The sequence below is a fragment of the Dietzia cinnamea NBRC 102147 genome (assembly GCF_001571065.1).
GTDB classification, from domain to species: domain Bacteria; phylum Actinomycetota; class Actinomycetes; order Mycobacteriales; family Mycobacteriaceae; genus Dietzia; species Dietzia cinnamea.
In genome coordinates this window covers 1-17,359 of the sequence record NZ_BCSW01000054.1, presented here as the reverse complement: position 1 = coordinate 17,359, position 17,359 = coordinate 1, and the positions used below count along the sequence as shown (strand labels likewise).

General features: G+C 71.4%; 18 protein-coding genes and 2 pseudogenes. 6 read left to right on the top strand and 14 right to left on the bottom strand.

Features of this window, described 5'->3' with window-relative positions:
• Both DCI01S_RS17620 and DCI01S_RS13930 read left to right on the top strand, forming a co-directional pair.
• Positions 1–440, top strand: a 440-nt coding sequence (locus DCI01S_RS17620; protein ID WP_497463103.1) for a Fic family protein, incomplete at its 5' end; no start/stop codon positions are given.
• 104 nt (positions 441–544) lie between these two features.
• Positions 545–2,044, top strand: a complete 1,500-nt coding sequence (locus tag DCI01S_RS13930) for a glutamine synthetase beta-grasp domain-containing protein (protein WP_061229779.1) — start codon at positions 545–547, stop codon at positions 2,042–2,044.
• 54 nt (positions 2,045–2,098) lie between these two features.
• On the opposite strand, the pseudogene DCI01S_RS13925 reads toward DCI01S_RS13930, so the two are convergent.
• The 4 genes and pseudogenes from DCI01S_RS13925 to arsB all read right to left on the bottom strand — a co-directional run bounded on the left by DCI01S_RS13925 (position 2,099) and on the right by arsB (position 4,741).
• A pseudogene (locus DCI01S_RS13925) lies at positions 2,099–2,729 on the bottom strand (arsenate reductase ArsC).
• 66 nt (positions 2,730–2,795) lie between these two features.
• A complete protein-coding gene (locus tag DCI01S_RS17960) occupies positions 2,796–3,188 on the bottom strand; it encodes an arsenate reductase ArsC (RefSeq protein ID WP_425598918.1) in 393 nt (130 codons plus the stop codon).
• A 24-nt stretch (positions 3,189–3,212) separates the two neighbouring features.
• Positions 3,213–3,632, bottom strand: a pseudogene (locus DCI01S_RS17955) (arsenate-mycothiol transferase ArsC); the annotation flags it as partial.
• The gene (arsB, locus tag DCI01S_RS13915; RefSeq protein ID WP_061229778.1) at positions 3,629–4,741 is read right to left on the bottom strand and encodes an ACR3 family arsenite efflux transporter; all 1,113 of its coding nucleotides are present in this window, start codon (positions 4,739–4,741) and stop codon (positions 3,629–3,631) included. The pseudogene DCI01S_RS17955 and the gene arsB, both read right to left, overlap by 4 nt.
• Before the next feature lie 98 nt (positions 4,742–4,839).
• Here arsB and DCI01S_RS13910 point away from each other — a divergent pair, with 98 nt between their 5' ends.
• Positions 4,840–5,190, top strand: a complete 351-nt coding sequence (locus DCI01S_RS13910) for an ArsR/SmtB family transcription factor (protein WP_061229777.1) — start codon at positions 4,840–4,842, stop codon at positions 5,188–5,190.
• 49 nt (positions 5,191–5,239) lie between these two features.
• Here DCI01S_RS13910 and DCI01S_RS13905 read toward each other — a convergent pair whose 3' ends face one another.
• Complete coding sequence (locus DCI01S_RS13905) at positions 5,240–5,944, bottom strand: Fic/DOC family protein (RefSeq protein WP_061229776.1); 705 nt, start codon at positions 5,942–5,944, stop codon at positions 5,240–5,242.
• A 16-nt stretch (positions 5,945–5,960) separates the two neighbouring features.
• On the bottom strand, positions 5,961–6,149 hold the full coding sequence (locus tag DCI01S_RS13900) for an antitoxin VbhA family protein (protein WP_061229775.1): 189 nt from the start codon (positions 6,147–6,149) through the stop codon (positions 5,961–5,963).
• A 277-nt stretch (positions 6,150–6,426) separates the two neighbouring features.
• On the opposite strand from DCI01S_RS13900, the gene DCI01S_RS13895 reads away from it, so the two are divergent.
• Positions 6,427–6,711 carry a YlcI/YnfO family protein gene (locus DCI01S_RS13895; protein ID WP_131886375.1) on the top strand — a complete coding sequence of 95 codons (285 nt, stop codon included), beginning with the start codon at positions 6,427–6,429 and terminating at the stop codon, positions 6,709–6,711.
• Here DCI01S_RS13895 and bioD read toward each other — a convergent pair.
• Genes bioD through bioB form a run of 4 tightly spaced genes read right to left on the bottom strand, consistent with a single transcriptional unit; the run spans position 6,696 to position 11,185 of the window.
• Entirely contained in the window at positions 6,696–7,535 is an 840-nt protein-coding gene (bioD, locus tag DCI01S_RS13890; RefSeq protein WP_082767832.1) for an ATP-dependent dethiobiotin synthetase BioD, read from the bottom strand. The two genes, DCI01S_RS13895 and bioD, sit on opposite strands and share 16 nt — an antisense overlap.
• Positions 7,532–8,743, bottom strand: coding sequence for an 8-amino-7-oxononanoate synthase (locus tag DCI01S_RS13885; RefSeq protein WP_061229773.1), 1,212 nt, complete (start codon positions 8,741–8,743; stop codon positions 7,532–7,534). The genes bioD and DCI01S_RS13885 overlap by 4 nt, the downstream gene beginning before the upstream one ends.
• Positions 8,740–10,107, bottom strand: coding sequence for an adenosylmethionine--8-amino-7-oxononanoate transaminase (locus tag DCI01S_RS13880; protein WP_082767831.1), 1,368 nt, complete (start codon positions 10,105–10,107; stop codon positions 8,740–8,742). Before DCI01S_RS13880 ends, DCI01S_RS13885 begins: the two co-directional genes overlap by 4 nt.
• 1 nt (position 10,108) lies before the next feature.
• Positions 10,109–11,185, bottom strand: a complete 1,077-nt coding sequence (gene bioB / locus DCI01S_RS13875) for a biotin synthase BioB (protein WP_061229772.1) — start codon at positions 11,183–11,185, stop codon at positions 10,109–10,111.
• Positions 11,186–11,291: 106 nt separating this feature from the next.
• Between bioB and DCI01S_RS13870 the strand changes: the two genes are divergently transcribed.
• Positions 11,292–11,828 carry a TetR family transcriptional regulator gene (locus DCI01S_RS13870; protein WP_061229771.1) on the top strand — a complete coding sequence of 179 codons (537 nt, stop codon included), beginning with the start codon at positions 11,292–11,294 and terminating at the stop codon, positions 11,826–11,828.
• Positions 11,829–11,881: 53 nt separating this feature from the next.
• Here the strand turns inward: DCI01S_RS13870 and DCI01S_RS13865 are convergent, their stop codons facing one another.
• From DCI01S_RS13865 to DCI01S_RS13850, 4 genes are all read right to left on the bottom strand, one after another.
• A complete protein-coding gene (locus DCI01S_RS13865; protein ID WP_061229770.1) occupies positions 11,882–12,451 on the bottom strand; it encodes a CAP domain-containing protein in 570 nt (189 codons plus the stop codon).
• A 157-nt stretch (positions 12,452–12,608) separates the two neighbouring features.
• The gene (locus tag DCI01S_RS13860) at positions 12,609–13,232 is read right to left on the bottom strand and encodes a CAP domain-containing protein (protein ID WP_061229769.1); all 624 of its coding nucleotides are present in this window, start codon (positions 13,230–13,232) and stop codon (positions 12,609–12,611) included.
• 254 nt (positions 13,233–13,486) lie between these two features.
• Entirely contained in the window at positions 13,487–14,020 is a 534-nt protein-coding gene (locus tag DCI01S_RS13855) for a CAP domain-containing protein (RefSeq protein WP_061229768.1), read from the bottom strand.
• 404 nt (positions 14,021–14,424) lie between these two features.
• A complete protein-coding gene (locus tag DCI01S_RS13850) occupies positions 14,425–16,038 on the bottom strand; it encodes an MFS transporter (protein ID WP_061229767.1) in 1,614 nt (537 codons plus the stop codon).
• A 138-nt stretch (positions 16,039–16,176) separates the two neighbouring features.
• Between DCI01S_RS13850 and DCI01S_RS13845 the strand changes: the two genes are divergently transcribed.
• Positions 16,177–17,316, top strand: coding sequence for a baeRF3 domain-containing protein (locus DCI01S_RS13845; protein ID WP_061229766.1), 1,140 nt, complete (start codon positions 16,177–16,179; stop codon positions 17,314–17,316).
• Positions 17,317–17,359: the final 43 nt, after the last annotated feature.

Genomic DNA, 17,359 nt, shown 5'->3' with positions numbered 1-17,359 from the left:
TCCTAGGGGAGCCGACCCTCACCGTGTCTCCGTGGTTCGAGGCTCGACGTGCCGAGTACTACGACGCACTTCTCGGCGTGAGTACGCGGGGAGACTGGGACACCTACGTGGCGTTTTTCGCACGGGGACTCGAAGCTGCCGCGCGCACCACGCACACGCAGATGATCGAACTCGTCGGCGTGCAAGCCGAACTCAAGGAAATCGTCCGCGGGTCCCACTTGCGGTCTGCAACGCCGATCTCGGTAGTCGACCTCGCCGTTGCCCATCCGACTTTCACGGTCCGCCACGTCGAACAGGCGCTGGGCGTCTCCTACGGGCGAGCCAACAAGGTTGTCGGACAGCTGGTGGAACTCGGTGTTCTGGCCTTTATCGATCCTGAGGCCTACAAGCGTCGGGTGTACGCCCCTCGCGTACACGACGTGATTCTCGGGAGGGGATAGGCGGTCGAACTGCTCGCCGCCCACTGGTTCTGACGTTCGGCCCGCCACGCGGTTCCGTCGCGCGCACCGGAAGCTGACACCCGGTAGCGCTGATACAACGGGGTATGGCCATCGATGCATTCGAACCACACCCCCTCGTCCGGCTGCTCGGTAAGCCCACGGACGACTTCACCGCGGGCGACCTCGTCCGGGCGGTCGAGGAGCTGGGCCTGAGCCAGGTCAACCTGCGCTACGTGGGCGGCGACGGGCGCCTCAAGACCGTCGCCTTCCCCATCAACTCCCGCGAGCACCTCGGCGAGGTGCTCACCCGCGGCGAGCGCGTGGACGGCTCGAGCGTCTTCCCCGGCACAGACACCGACGCCAGCGACGTCTACATCGTGCCCCGGCACCGCACCGCGTTCCTCAACCCCTTCGGTGAACGCTGCTCGCTCGACGTGCTCTGCTCGTTCTACGCGCCCGACGGGACGCCGCTGCCCTACGCGCGCGAGCAGGTGGTGCGCCGCGCCGCCGAGACGCTGACGCGGCAGACCGGCATGACGCTCGAGGCCTTCGGCGAGCTCGAGTACTACCTCGTCGACGCGCCCGAAGCGATCTACCCGGTCGAGGAGGAGCGCGGCTACCAGGAGTCGGCTCCGTTCTCCAAGCACGAGCGGGTCCGCGAGCAGGTGCTGGGCCGCCTCGCCGCCATGGGGATACCGCTGAAGTACGCGCACGGCGAGGTCGGCAACATCCTCACCGGCGACCGGCAGATGGTCCAGCACGAGATTGAGCTCCAGCCCCTGCCCCTCGAGCAGGCGGCCGACGCCCTCGTCCTGACCAAGTGGGTGGTGCGCGAGGTCGCCTACTCCCACGGCCTCGAGGCGACCTTCGCCCCGCTGGTGAGCGGCGAGGGCGCCGGCAACGGCCTGCACGTCCACAGTCGCCTGGTACGCGACGGCGCCAACGCCATCGTGGGTGAGGCGGGCATCAACGACACCGGGCGACGCCTGATCGCCGGTTACCTCTCGGCGGCCAGGGCCCTGTCCGCGGTCGGCAACACGGTGCCGACGTCCTACCTGCGGTTCGCCGAGGGCGACGAGTCTCCCGAGGACATCTGCTGGGGTGAGCAGGACCGCACCGGCCTCGTCCGAGTCCCGCTGGCCTGGGGCGGCGACGTGCTCGCCGGTATGGTCGCCCACGCCAACCCCGGCACCAGCGAGCCGATCCCCGAACCCGCGGTGCACCCGCAGACCGTCGAGTTCCGACTCGCGGACGGCTCCGCCGACGTGCATCTCCTCCTGGCCGGCATGGCCGTGGCGGCCAGGCGCGGGCTCGACGACCCGGGCAGCCTGGAGCAGGCCGAGCGACTCAACGCCGCCGGCGGTGAGGACTTCGAGACCCTGCCCACCTCGTGCGCGGAGTCGGCCGACGTGCTGGAGGCCGAGCGAGAGATGTTCGAGACCGACGGTGTGTTCCCCGCCGCGCTCATCGACTCGGTGCTCGCGGGGCTACGCGGTGATGGCGACGACGATGACGACGACAACGACGACGACGAGGTGGGCAACTCCGGAAGCGGAGAGGTCGACCGGGAGGAGCTCATCCGCCGTCACTGGCACGTCGGCTGAACCCGCCCGGCCGGCGAGGTGGCACTACCGGCCGTGCAGCTCCCGGGGCTCAGCTCAGCGGCTGATCTCCGCCCACAGTGCCCGGACCCGGCCGTCGATCTCCTCGACGATCCGGCGGACGGTGTCCTCGGACTCGCCCCGGGGGTCGACCAGGTCCCAGTCCAGGTAGTTCTTGCCCGGGTAGACGGGGCACGCGTCGCCACAGCCCATGGTGATCACATAGTCGGCCGCGCGGACCACGTCATCGGTCAGTGGCTTGGGGAACGCCCCGGCCATGTCGATTCCCCGGGATTCCAGCTCGGCGAGGACCCGCGGATCCACCTCCGAGCCGGGGAGTGAGCCGGCAGACCGGACCTCCACGTCGGCGCCGGCATGATGTCGCAACAGGGCCGCGGCGATCTGGGAACGGCCGGCGTTCTGGACGCAGACGAACAGCACCTTGGGGGACCGCGGACTCGAGCTTGCCCTGGGCGAGTGCCAGAGCCCGGAGCCGATCGGCCGCGAAGTGCTGGGCCAGTGCCGCGAGATGCGTCCTGACCTTCGCCGTGCGGCCCAGCGTCGCGTAGGACTCGAACACGTACCGCTCGACGGTCTCCGGCGAGAAGATCCCCTCGTATGTCGTGGCGAGTCTCTCGGCGGCGCGGTGCAGGACGTGGACGTCCAGCTCGGGGGTGTCGGTGATCATGATGGGCCCTTTCAGCTTGAGGTGGAGCCGGAGGTCACGCCGATGGAGATCAGGTCAGGGGAGCCACTACGACCCGGTCTCGAGCAGTTCGGAGATCAGCGCGGTGACCCGCCGCTTGATCTCGTCGCGGATGGGGCGGACGGCCTCGATTCCCTGGCCTGCCGGGTCCGCCAAGTCCCAGTCCTCGTACCGCTTGCCGGGGAAGATCGGGCACGCGTCGCCGCAGCCCATGGTGATGACCACGTCGGAGGCGCGGACGGTGTCGGTGGTGAGGATCTTCGGGGTCGCCGAGGTGATGTCGACGCCGTCCTCGGCCATCGCCTCGACGGCGACCGGGTTGATCTGATCCTTGGGTGCCGACCCGGCAGACAGGACGTCGATTCGTCCTCCGGCCAGGTGGGACAGGTAGCCGGCGGCCATCTGGGAGCGCCCGGCGTTGTGGACGCAGACGAACAGCACCCGGGGCCTGGAATCGGTCAGCTCTGCGAGCAGGGTGCGGACGCGGCGATCGATGTCGTCGCGGACCAGACGCATCCGCTCCATGCCCTCGATGCCCCGGTGCGACGGCTCGTCGGTGCGCCAGATTTCGAGCGCGCTGACCTCGTCGTCGTCGATCTCCCCGGCGGCCTCGTCGCCCAGGACGATCACCCGGTCCACCTGTCGCAGCAGGTCGGGGTCGACGGCCGTGGGGGTCTCGCCGGACATGTCGGCGCCGACCTCGGCGACCACCTCCGCGGACAGCGCGTTGACGGCCGAGCCGGGCCGGGTCCCCGCCGAGTGCACCTCGATCGGGTCACCGGCGTGCAGGCGCATGAGCGCCGCCGCCATCTGGGACTTGCCGCCGTTCTTCACGCACACGAACAGAACGCTGGGGACGTGGTGCGCCTGCTGCTCCCCGGTCATGAGCGGGTCCCGGTCACCGAACGATCGGGCAGGGTCGGGTCGCCCGGGAAGAGTTTCGGTCCCGCCCACAGGGCGACGTAGACGAGCCCGATGAGGACCGGGACCTCGATGAGCGGCCCGACCACGCCTGCGAGGGCCTGGCCGGAGGCGATGCCGAAGGTGCCGATCGACACCGCGATCGCCAGCTCGAAGTTGTTGCCCGACGCGGTGAAGGCCACGCTGGTCGACTTCGCGTAGTTCAGCCCGACCGCCCGCGAGGCGAACAGGCTGATGAGGAACATGAGGACGAAGTACAGCAGGAGGGGCACGGCCATCCGCGCCACGTCGAGCGGCTGGGACGTGATGGCATCGCCCTGCATGGCGAACAGCAACACGATCGTGAACAGCAGCCCGTAGAGGGCCCACGGGCCGATCCGGGGGAGGAACGTCTCCTCGTACCACTCCCGGCCCTTGGCCCGCTCGCCGAACACTCGGGTGAGGAAGCCGGCCAGCAGCGGGATACCGAGGAACACCAGCACCGAGAGCACGATCGCCCACACCGAGAACTCGGCCGTCGTGGTCTCCAGCCCCAGCCAGGAGGGCAGAAGCTGCAGGTAGAACCAGCCCAGGGCGCCGAACGCCACGACCTGGAACACCGAGTTGATCGCGACCAGCACCGCGGCGGCCTCCCGGTCCCCGCAGGCCAGGTCGTTCCAGATGAACACCATGGCGATGCAGCGGGCCAGGCCCACGATGATCAGCCCGGTACGGAACTCCGGCAGGTCGGGTAGGAAGACCCACGCGAGGGTGAACATGAACGCCGGACCGGCGATCCAGTTGAGGAACAGCGACAGCGTGAGCAGTTTCCGGTCACCGGTGACCCGGTCGGTCTCGTCGTAGCGGACCTTCGCGAGGACCGGGTACATCATCACCAACAGGCCGATGGCGATCGGGACGGAGATCCCGCCGATCTTCACCGAGTCCAGCGCCCGGTCTAGGCCGGGGATGAACCGTCCGAGCAGCAGCCCGACGGCCATCGCCATGAGAATCCAGAGGGCCAGCCAGCGGTCGAGGAACGACATCTTCTTGGCGACCGGTGCCACGCCGGGCCCGGTCATCATGGTGCTCATCCGGGGGAACGTCCTTAGATCGATGATTGTCTATGGGGGAGGCTAGGCTGACACATCGGTAAGTGTCAATGTATCTTCGGGGGCAGGTGAGGTGGACGATGACAACAGTGGAACCCGGCCTGTCGGCGCCGGAGCAGGACGCGTGTTGTTCGATGTCGGCGGGGCCGGTGGACGCTTCCACCGCCGAGCGGATGTCGGCGCGACTCAAGGCGCTCGCGGACCCGATGCGGTTGCGCCTGTTGTCGCACATCGCGGCACAGGGGTGCGACTCCGTGTGCGCGTGCGACCTGCTCGAGGTCGTCGACATCAGCCAGCCCACGATCAGCCACCATCTCAAGAAGCTCGTCGAGGCCGGGTTGCTGGTCCGCGAGCAGCGCGGCAAGTGGGCGCACTACTCGGTGGTGCGCGAGTCGTTCAACGACCTGCGTAGCTTCCTCGACCTGTCCTGACCGGGCGCGACGACGCGGTGGGGAGCCCGGTGGGGAGCCCGGTCGTCGGCTACCCGGTGCGACCGTAGGGCGTGATGACCGCGGCCCTGTGGTGCTCGCGCATGGCGCGGAAGTGCGCGGAGGAGTCGAGCAGCGAGCGGTTGCCCAGGGTGGTGGCCAGGCGGCCCTCGGCGAGCTCAGTGGCCGGGTGGACGGCGCGTCTGAGCTGGTCGGCGAGGTAGTCCGGCCGCCCGTACACCGACATGTGGCGGGCGGCGTGCGCCGCTGAGGCGTCGATGCCGGCCCAGTTGACGGCCCACCCGGCGTGGCGGAACATCTGGTCGAAGAAGACTCGCTGCGTGCGGCTGTTCCCATCGCGGAACGGGTGCACGAGGGTGAGCTCGGACCAGTGCTCGGCGATGGTGTCGGTGGCCGCGTCGGGGTCGGTGGTGCTGGGCGGTCGGATGGCGATCTGCCGGAAGACCCGGTCGAGCTCGTCGGGCAGGAACTGCGGGCGGGCATGAGGGATGCCGAGGGCGCGGGTGTCGACGGTGCGGAGCTCGCCGGCCCAGTCGAAGACGTCCTGGAGGATGTAGCGGTGGATCGCGCGGAGGTGCTTGAAATCGAATCGACCCTCCAGCGGGCTGAGTTCCAGTTCCACGACCCGGAAGAAGGCCAGGTCGCGCTCGTATTCCGCCAGCTCGGCGGGGTCGGAGATGCCCAGTCGGTTACGCAGAACCCCCGAGGGTTCCTTGTACGGATCTCGGGGGTTCATGGGCGTGAGGGCAGCGTCAGGGAGCGGTGCGCTCACGCACCGCGGCGCGGATCTCGGCGAGAGCCCGGTCGCGGCTGAGGAGCCCGTCGGCGAACCGGCGGGTGATCTCGAGGGCCTCGGGTGAGGGCTCCATGCCGGCCATGCGGTGGCCGGCGGCGGCTCCTGCGAGTGCCTGGTCGGTGGTCGGGCGGATGCGGGTGGCCACACAGTCTCCTTGCGTCGACGTGCAGCCGATTCTACCTGCTCAGCAGGGCGGGGACCGCGACCGGCAAGTGGACCGCCCCGCCCCGCCTCGGTCGTTCTCGTCGCCTCAAACCGTGATACATTTTTGAATGTGAAAGCGGTGATCTACGCGTCGCCCATGTGTTCCACGCCATGCTGCTGACGGCGGCTGTGGCTCGCGAGGTCCTCGTGGCAACCGGAGGGGCGGTTGATCTGACCGATGAGGTCAGTGCCCGGCAGAGAGCGCGATTGGAGGAATGATGAGTGCTGCCAGTGAACGTGAAGCCCGCTACGAGCGTCTTGCCGACGCGGTGGAGGCCGGCGAGTACGAGATCGACGCCGGGGCTGTCGAAATACGTCCGGACTACCGGCCCGGCCGGCCGCGGACCGGTGATGTCGCAGAAGAGACCCGGCCGTTGGCTGTCCGTTTGACCGAGTCGGACCGCCGAAGGCTTGCGGACTATGCCGAGCGGACCGGGCAGCCGATGAGTGCGGTTATCCGGTCAGCGATCGACGAGTACCTCGGACGTCATCCCGCAGCCTGACAGGCCGGAGATCCGATAACCGTCGACTTCTCACCGTAGTGCGCCCGCCGATCTCCGCTTCGAAGGACGTCGAGCAGGTCGGGGACGAACCACCCCGGTGCGCGCCGCCCGAACTCGTCCCGCTCCACCGCCCCGGCACCCGCGGGCACCCGGCCGAGCACCGGAACCCCGGTCAGGCGGGGCAGATCCTCGAGGTTGCAGCGCTCGGCGAGGTCCGGATCGGCCGGCCAGGACCCGATGACGATCCCCGCGCACCGCAGACCCGCCGCCTCGATCGCGCGGACGGTGAGCTCGGTGTCCGACAGCGTGCCCAGTCCGGCCCTCGCGACCACGATGACCGGGGCGTCGAGCGACCGGGCGAGGTCGAGGACGGTGAGGCCGGTACCGAGCCGGACGAGCACGCCGCCGGCGCCCTCGACCAGATCCAGGCGCCCGCGTGCAGGTCCGGAGGCCGCCGCGGTGTCGGGCGCCGACCCGCCGGACGTGCGGAGCCACGCGCGGATCGGATCGATCAACTCGGGCAGCGTGGACTGCGGCAGGCCGGCGACGCGGGCGGCGGTCTCAGGCGCCAGCGGATCGGGCAGCCGACGGATCTCCAGCATCCGCCGCACCCTGGACAGGCGCGCGGCCTCGTGGGCGTCGCCGGGCTCGCCGGGCGCGAGGCCCGTCTGGATCGGTTTGCAGATCCCCACGTCCAGGCCCGCCGACAGGCCGTGGGCGGCCAGCGCTGCGGTGGCGATGGTCTTGCCCACGTCCGTGCCGGTGCCGGTGATGACGATCGGCGCCGGGGCGGGCGGGGATGCGGAGCCGGAAGACGCGGTCATGCGCGGGCCCCCTCGAGCCGCGCTGCCGCCCCAACCGGGTGCCCGTGCTCGGCCAACACCTGGGCCAGCACGTCGCTCGCCCGCGCGAGGTCGGCGTCGGAGAGGTCCGCCCGGGCGGTGAGGCGCAGCCGCGCGGTGCCCTCGGGAACCGACGGCGGGCGGAAGCACCCCACCCGGACGCCCAGCTCGAGGCACCTGCCGGCGGCGGAGACCGCGCGGGCGGGGTCGCCGAGGATCACCGACACCACCGCCGAGCGTGGCTGCTCGGCGCCGGTGACCGCGGCCAGGTGCTCGGCGACCTCCACCACGCGCGAGGCGAGCGAGGGGTCGCGGCGCAGGACGCCGAGGGCGGCGCGGGCCGCGCCGACCGCGGCGGGGGCGAGGCCGGTGTCGAAGATGAAGGTGCGCGCGCTGCTGATGAGGTGCTCGCGCACCCGCTCGGACGCCAGGACCACCCCGCCCTGCGACCCGAGCGCCTTGGACAGCGTCGCCGTGACCACCACGTCCTCGTGCCTGCTCAACCCCAGTTCGTCCACGAGCCCCCGCCCGCGGTCGCCGCGCACGCCGAGGCCGTGGGCCTCGTCGACCAGCAGGACCGCGCCGTGCGCGCGGCTCGCCCCGTGCAGCGCGAGCAGGGGAGCCAGCTCACCGTCGGCGCTGTACACCGAGTCGGTAACGACCAGCGCGCGCTCCTCGGTGCGCTCGGCCAGGGCGCGTGCCGCCGCCGCGACGTCACCCCGGTCGACGACGACGACACGCGCCCTCGCGAGCCGGCACGCGTCCACCAACGACGCGTGCGAGCCGCCGTCGGAGACGATGAGCGATCCCCGCCCGGACAGCGCCACCACGGCTCCGAGGTTGGCGGTGTAGCCGGAGGAGAAGACCAGCGCGGCGGGCTTGCCAGTGAACTCGGCGAGCTCGTCCTCGAGCGCCAGATGCTCCTCCGTCGTGCCCGTGACCAGGCGTGATCCCGTCGCGCCCGCACCCCAACGGCGCGTCGCTGCCACGGCGGCGTCCACGACCTCGGGGTGCCGACCCAGCCCGAGGTAGTCGTTGGAGGCGAGGTCGATCACGCCGTCATCGGCCGCGCGTGGGGCCAGCACCCGCCGCACATGCCGGGCGGCCCGGTCGGCGGCGGCGTCGTCGAGCCAGTCCAGGGCGGGGGAGCGGTCGGGCGCGGGCCCGACCGGTGAGCTCGGCCCGATCATCGGCCCGCTCCCGCCGCTGCAGCCCCGGCCACCGCCGCCGCACAGATCCGATCGATCTCGTCATCCGTAGAGGTGTACGGCGGCATCGTGTAGATGAGATCCCGGAAGGGGCGCAGCCACACGCCGTGCGAGGTGATCGCTGTTGTCGTCGTCGTCATCTCCACCGGCTCGGCCAGCTGGATCACCCCGATCGCCCCGAGCACCCGCACGTCCACCACACCGGGCACGTCGAGCGCGGGCGCCAGCCCGTGGCGCAGGCGTGCCTCGATGCGTGGCACGTCGCGCCGCCACCCGCCGCCGGCCACCAGATCCAGCGACGCGCACGCCACCGCGCACGCCAGCGGATTGCCCATGAACGTCGGCCCGTGCGCCAGGCCCCCCGCCTCGCTGGCGCTGATGACCTCGGCCACCCGGTCGGTGGTGAGCGTCGCGGCGAGGGTGAGATACCCGCCGGTCAGGGCCTTGCCCACGCACATCACGTCCGGTGCGACGCCCGCGTGGTCTGCGGCCCACAGCTCGCCGGTGCGGCCGAAGCCGGTGGCGATCTCGTCGAAGATGAGCAGCGTGCCCGTCTCGTCGGCCAACCGGCGCAGGTCACGCAGGTACCCGGGGTGGTGGAAGCGCATCCCGCCCGCGCCCTGGACCACCGGCTCGACGATGATCCCCGCCAGCTCGTCGGCGCTCCTCCGGATCACCCGCTCGAGCTCGGCGACGTAAGCGGGGTCGTAGTCGGCGGGCGGAGCGGGCGCGAAGACCTGCTCGGCCACCACCCCGCGCCACATCGAGTGCATTCCGCCGTCGGGGTCGCACACGCTCATGGGCGTCAGGGTGTCGCCGTGGTAGCCGCCGCGCCACGTCGCCAGACGGGTCCGCCCGGGGTGGCCGATCGAGCGCTGGTACTGGATCGCCATCTTCGCCGCGACCTCTACGGACACAGAGCCCGAGTCGGCGAGGAAGACCTTGTTCAGCGCGCCGGGGGCGAGGCGGGCGAGCCGCGTGGCCAGCTCGACTGCCGGTTCGTGCGTGAGCCCGCCGAACATCACGTGGCTCATCGTGTCGATCTGCCGGTGCGCGGCCGCGTCGAGGTGTGGGTGCCGGTAACCGTGGATCGCCGCCCACCACGAGCTCATGCCGTCGATGAGCTCGCGCCCGTCGGCCAGCCGCAGCCGCACACCCTCCGCCGAGACCACCGGCAGTGGCTGGGTGCTCGCGGGGAACCCGCCGTAGGGGTGCCACACGTGCTCGGCGTCGGCGGCGAGAAGGGCGGCGGTGCGCGCCTGCGCGGCGTCGGCGGCGAGGAGGGCGGAGGGAGTGTCGACGACGACGAGGTCGTCCGTGCGGGGGAGGTGGACGGAGGCCGACATGTCAGGCGTTCGCGGGCTCGCTCGTGCCGGCTCCGCGCGTGCGGATGGCCACCTTCTCCTCCCGCCTCCCGGGGGCCTCGACGGGCTGGTCCATCCGCAGGACCTCGAGACCGGCGTCGGCGATCATCTGCAGGTCCTGGGCGCCGGGCTGGCCCTCGCTGGTGAGGTAATCGCCCAGGAACAGCGAGTTCGCCACGTACAGGGCGATGCCCTGCAGGTTGCCCAGGTGTCGCTCGCGTCCGGCGGCCACGCGGATCTCGGTGTCGGGGGCGACGAAGCGGACCATGGCGAGGATGCGCAGGCAGTCGCGTGGGTTGAGCGTGTCGACGCCCTCGAGCGGGGTGCCGTCGAAGGGCAGGAGGAAGTTCACCGGGATCGAGTCGACCTCCTTGGCGCGCAGATCGAAGGCCAGCTCCACGAGCTGCTCGCGGGTCTCACCCATACCGGCGATGAAGCCCGAGCACGCCGACAGGCCCGCGCCGTGCGCCTGGGCGACGGTGTGTTCGCGGTCGGCGTAGGAGTGGGTGGTGCAGATGTCCTCGTAGTGACTCTCGGCCGTGTTGAGGTTGTGGTTGTAGGCGTCGGCGCCGCTCGCGCACAGCTTCTCGGCCTGGCCGTCCTTCAGTGCGCCCAGGCAGGCGCACACCTCGACGCCCGGGGTGTCGGACTTGATGGCCTCGATGATGTCGGTGACCTTGCCGACCTCGCGGTTGCTGGGGCCGGTGCCGCTGGCGACCAGGCACACGCGCGAGGCGCCGGCCGCGATGCCCGCCTTGGCGGCGGTGACGGCCTCGTCGGTGTTCAGCCACGTGTAGCGCAGGATGCCGGCCGTGGAGTTGAGGCGCTGCGAGCAGTAGAAGCAGTCCTCCGGGCACAGGCCGGACTTGAGGTTGACCAGGTAGTTGACCTTGACCTTGTTGCCGAAGTGCTCGAACCGCAGCCGGGACGCCGCGGCCACGACCTCCATGAGCTCGGAGTCCGGCGAGTCGAGGACTGCCAGGGCGTCCGCCGCGGTGACGGCTCCGCCGGCGAGGACGTGGTCCGCGAGCTCGTGCCAGCGGGGGGTGGTGACGGGCATGGCTTCCTCCTGAACGCCGTTCATCGAACGGTGTTCAAGCTAGCCGAGCGCCCCCGTCTTGTACAGCGTTCAGGAGGATCGGGGTGGCGCGGTAGGATCATCGATCGTGGCCCTGACAACGACAACGGTCGTCGACACCGCGCTCGACCTGCTCCGCGAGTCCGGGCTGCCCGGGATGTCGATGCGCACGTTGGCGACGCGGTTGGGCGTCCAGCCGAGCGCGCTGTACTGGCACGTGCCGTCCAAGCAGGCGCTGCTCACCGCGGTCGCCGAGCGGGTCCTCGCGGCCATGGGCTCGGTGAGCTCGGGTGCGTCTGCGGCCGCCGAGCTGCGGGAGGTGGGTGCGGTGCTGCGCGCGGCGGTCACGGGCGTGCCGGACGGCGCGGAGATCGTCGCACTCGGACTCGCGGCCGGTGCGGTGAACCCGGTCGCCGGGGCGGTCGAGGCCACCTGTTCCCGCCACGGCCTGGAGGATCGGGCCGCGGGCCTGACGACGGCTCTGACCTCTTACGTGCTGGGCCTGAGCCTGGAGGAGCAGACGCACCACAATCTCACCGTCGCCGATCCCGCGACGCCGCCGGTCGAGTTCGAGGCGCGGTTCGAGCTGGGCCTGGACGCGCTGCTCGCGGGCGTGCCCGCCTGACGCTCGCCGCAGCGCGCCACGGGCGGGCCGGCCACGTCGCGCCGCCGGCCGGATCAGTAGCGGGCGAACACCTGGGTGGCGTAGAGCTTGCCGTCTGCGGCCACGGCGGCGCCCATGCCCATCGAGGTGTGGCCCGGGTTGAGGAGGTTCGCGCGGTGGCCGGGGGAGGTCATCCACTGGTCCACCAGCTGCTGCGGCGTGGCGTGCGCATAGTTCTGCAGCACGTTCTCGCCGAAGTGGCGCCACCCGCCGGGGATCTCGTCGCGCACGTGCGGGTTGTGGAACATGCGGTTCTGAGCGGCCTGCGTACCGCTCCAGCGGACCGCCACGTCCGTCAACCCGCCGTGGCTCTCGAGCGGGCCGAGACCGTGCGCGCTGCGAGCGGCATTGGTGGCGTTCTCGAGCTGGGCGCGGTACTCGGCGGAGGCGGGATCCAGGGTGGGCGCACCCCCGGCGGGCGCGGGAGCGGCGAATCCGATCGTCAGGCCGGGCAGGTAGATCTGCGGCAACTGGATCTGGGGCGACTGAGCCGACGCCTGGGGTCCGGCGCCGAGGGCGACGGTGGCGGACGCCGCGGCGACCAGGATCAGGCCGCGGCGCAGATGGTGGAGGGCTCGGGTCACGAGGGTGGGTACCTTTCGTGTGCTGCGACCCGACGGTCGGATCGCCAGCCGAGACGGTAGGGCCGTCCGGCGCCCTAAGCCAGCCGTCATCACCCCGTGACCGGCCTGGCCTGCACTCCGCCGGGGCGAGCGCACCCCCGCTGGACGGGTGTTCGTGTCAGTCGCGGGCGAAGTCCTGGACCACGTGCACGGTTCCGTCCTCCGCGGTGACCACTCCCACGCCGACCCGTGTGAACTCGCCGTCGAGCATGCGCTCCCGCATCCCGGTGTCGGTGAGCAGCGCGGACAGCGTCTTCTGCGGCGTCGCGCCGGCGGGCAGGGTCAGCACTGTGCGGTCGCCGGACTCCTCGCCCGCGGGAACCTCCTCCGAGTCGGCGTCCTCACCCGCCCGGGCGTCGGCGGGAACCGGGACGTCGCCCGTGGCCGGATCGCCCGCGGCGAGTTCGGCCGCGCGCTCACGGGCCGATGCCTCCAGCACCGGGTCGGTGACCAGTCGGTCCGCGCCCACCACGAGACGGGCGTCGTTGACCGCCGCCACCACGCTGCCCTCGAACGCCATCAGCCGTACCTGCTCAGGTAGGAGATCGGCCGTGGCGGGATCGGCTGCCGCGGCGCCGCCGGGCTGGGCGCCGGCGGGGGCGAGCGACGACAGGCCGGGGATCGCCAGGCCGAACGGCAGGGCGAACTCCAGCGATCCCTGGGCGGCCGCGGTGCCCGTGCCGGAGACGAGCAGGAGGGCTGCGGCGCCCGTGGCGACAGCGGAGCGGAAGTGGTGACGCACGCGATGGTCCTTTCCTCGGTCCCCGGCTCGCGCCGGGATTGCGTGGGCGAAGTGGGCTGGGCGGCGGGCTCGCCGCAAAGTCACTCCTGCAACTATCGCCACTCTAGTCACACGCGTTACAGGTGTGCGATTCGTGCGCCGGGCGTCGCCGTGACGCCGGCGTGACTCCGGCGCGTAGTCGGCTGACGACAACGGCGACGCCCCCGCGTCTGAGCAGGGGCGTCGCCGAGAGTGCGGCCGCACGGGCCGGTGGGTCAGCGCAGGCTGACGAAGTTCTGCGTGGAGTACAGCTTCCGGCTGTCGGCCACGTCCGCGCCCACGCCGAGGTGCGTGTGGGCGGGATTGAGCAGGTTGACGCGATGCGGGGGCGAGTTCATCCACTGGCGCACCAGGGTCTCGCCGCTCGCGCCGCACCAGTTCTGCAGGACGTTCTCGCCATAGCTGCGCCACTGCCCGGGGTAGGCCGCGGTGACCTGGGCGCGGATGCCGGGGTTGTGGTACATCCGATTCTCGGTGGCCATCTGCTCACTCCAGGTCTGGGCGATCCCGTCCAGGCTGTCGAGACGCTTGACGGGGGCCACCGCGGCGGCGGCGCGCTCGCGGTTGGTGTGTTCGTGGATCTCGTTGACGACCTGCGTGAGCTCCGCGGCGCTCGCGGACTCGCAGGGCGCCGGCGCGGCCATGGTGAATTCGAGAGACTGGGCGCCTGTGATCGGGGCGGCCAGGACGGTGAGGGTGGCGGCGGCGACGGCGACAGCGCGTACGCGGTGCCGGACGATTCTTCTCATGAGGGGGTCCTGAGGGGATATGGGGATGTGAGAGGTGGCGGAGGGGTTGCCACGACCTGAGAATAAGGTCACGTCCCGGCGGCCACGCGAGAATCCACCCCCGCCGGTCCGGGGGCCGGATCGCGAAAAGGCCAGGTCGGCACGACGAGTGTCGCTCCGTCATCTAAACGATCGTCCAAGAGCGCCGAACGCGGCCCGCCGGGTCCACGGATTGCGGCCCTGACCCGGCGCGCGGTGCCCGGGCCGGCGGGATACGGATGAGCGTTTCTCGCCGTTCACACGTTGAGATGATCACCACACGTGGTCGGATCAGCCCCGCGGCCACCCGGCCGGAGGGGGTGGGTCGATTCTCTCCGCTTGAACCGCCCATCCGCGCGGAGGCAGGGTGTCGCGGAGGCAGGGCGTCAGGCGCAGCGCTTCTCGCGGCGGCGATCCACCACGCTGAACGCCAACGCGCCCGCCGCCAGCAGCGCGATGATGCCCAGCGCCGCCCGGAACGCCAGCAGCCAGTCGCCGCGGGACTCGACGATGCCGAAGAGCACCCCGGGCACGATCGCCGTGCCGACCGCCGTGCCCATGCGCTGGCCGAGCGAGATGATGCTGCCCGCGACGCCGCCGTAGGCCGGGTCCACCGCCCGCAGCGTGAGGGTCTGGTTGGGCGAGATGGTCATGCCCTGCGCGATGCCGACGAACGCCGCCGGGACCATGAACACCAGGTAGTGCAGCGCGCCGGATTCGACGAAGCCGGCCAGCACCATGAACGTCACCAGTGCGGTGATCGTGATGGAGAAGCCGGTGATGACCATCCGCCGCCCCAGGCGCAGGACGAACCGCCCCGCGACCTGCGCGGAGATCGCCGCGCAGACCGACGCCGGGAGGCTGATGAACGCCGAGTCGATGGGTGCGTACCCCAGGTGGAACTGTAGGTACAGCGGCATGATGACCCACAGGCTGGTGCCGCCCACGAAGTAGATGGACACGATGATCATGCCGTTGCGGAAGCCCGCGTCGCGGAAGATGTCCGGGTTGACCAGCGGCGGCCGCCCGAGCCGCTCGTAGCGCCGCTCCCACCACGCGAACACCCCGAACAGGGCCAGCCCGGCGGGCACGAGCGCCCAGTACGCCGGATGCAGGTCGCGGCCGAGGAACGGCAGCATCACCGCGAGCACGGCCACACCGAGCAGCGCGATGCCGATGGGGTCCAGATCGAGCCGCCGACGCCCCGGGGCCGGCCCGGTCGCAGACGGCCCTCGCGTGCCCGGGGCGTCCGCTCCAGTGGCGGAGCCGGCGGCGTTGTCGTCGACGTTGTCGTCGTCACCTAGTCGGGCGGTGGCCCGCTCCAGGCGCGCCATCTCCGCCGCACGGGCCCTCGACCCGCCCACGTCCGGACCCTCGTCGGCGGCACGGGGGAGGGTGCGGTCGTCGGCGAGCCAGCGCTGCCCCAGCACCAACGCCAGCACCCCCAACGGCACGTTGACCAGGAACATCGCCCGCCAACCCAGGTCCTCACCGAGCGCCTCGATGAGCAACCCGCCCACCAGCGGCCCCGACGCGGTGGCGATCGAGACGGTGGTGGCCATGGTCGCGAAGGCGCGGGCGCGCGCCTCCTTGCGGAAGTACTTCTGGATGAGCCCGAACGTCTGAGGGTTGAGCATCCCCGAACCGACGCCCTGCACCAGGCGCGCGAGGTTGAGCATCTCGATCGACTGCGCGAAACCCGCGATCAACGCGCCGACGATGAACACGGTGACGCCGGCCAGGAAGATCCGCCTGCGGCCGGTCGCGTCACCGAGGCGCCCCGACGGCACCAGGAGCAGGCCGAACGCCAGCGCATAGCCCGAGATCACCCACTGCAGGCTGCTGGAGTCGGCCCCGAACGTCGTGCCGATCACCGGCAGGGCCACGTTGATCACCGACAGCGCCAGCAGCGCCATGAACAACGGCACCATCAGCGGCGTGAGGATCCGCGCCGTGCTCACCGGCCGGGGGGTCGCGGTCACCACACGTTGATCGGTCACTCCCGCGATGGTAACCGCGGCGCGGACGCACACCCCGGGGCCGGACCCGGCACCCACTGGCGCCCACCGGATGTCACAGCCCCGCAACAACCCGGTCACAACCTTCTCCCGCACCTGTGTCGTCGGTAACGTCAGGTCATGGCTGATCCAATCCGCACCGCAGAAGCAGATCCCATCCCGTACGCCGACCTCACCGAGCTGGGCGGCACCACCGGCCGGGCAGTGTCGATCTTCCTGCCCACGGCCCGCGGGGGCGCGGAGGTCCGCGAGAACCCCATCCGCGCCAAGTCGCTCATCAAGGAGGCCGAGGCCCGGCTCCGCGCCCACGGCGCCACGGAGGAGGAGACCGCCGAGATCCTCGGGCCGCTGGTCACGCTCCTCAAGGACGACCCCTACTGGAACTACATGGCCGACGGCCTCGCGATGTTCGCCGCCAAGGGCATCTGGCGCGCGTACCGCCTGACCACCGACCTGCCGGAGGCGGTCCACGTGAGCGACCGGTTCGCGCTCCGTCCGATCGTGCCGGCGGCGGTCGGAGACCGCACGTTCCTGGTGGTCGCGGTGAGCCAGAAGAAGGTCCGGCTCCTCGAGGGAACCGCGACGACGATCCGCGAGCTCGACCTGGGTTCGATCCCCTCGTCGGTGGACGACATGGCGGGTGACACGCAGCCGCCGCCGCACCAGCAGCAGCGCTTCAGCGCCGGGGCCGGCGCCGGACACGCGGGCAGCACCGCGGGTGGGGGAATCGTGCACAGTCACGGGACGGGCGCCGAGGTCGGCGACGTGCAGTTGGACAAGTTCCTGCGCCAGGTCGCGAACGGCCTGCAGGAGGTGCTCGAGCCCAACGACCGCCGCCTCGTCGTGTTGGCGTCCGTCGCCGAGTACATGCCGCGGTTCCGCGAGTTCCTGAACTACGAGAACCTGGTGGACGAGGTCGCGGCCGGCAACCCGGATGCGCTGTCGCCCGGGGACCTGCACGAGCGGGCGTGGAAGGTCGTGCAGCCCGCGTTCGGCCGTCTCGCCGAGCGCGACGCCGAGCGCTTCGGAAACGCGATCGGCGCCGGCCGGGCGATCGCCGGCGGCGGCTCGGACATCCTCCGGGCCGCGCAGGAGGCCCGGGTCGAGCGGCTCATCCTCACCCGCCGCCGCTGCGCCGCCGACCACGGCCCCGATGACCTGGACTCGGCGATCGGCCAGGTCCTGGCCACGTCCGGGTCGGTGATGGTGGTGGACTCGCTGCCGCAGGACGTGGCGGAGGGCGCGATCCTGCGGTTCTGACGCGCCAGGGTGGCGGGCGGCGCGGGTGGGGCCCGCGCCGCCC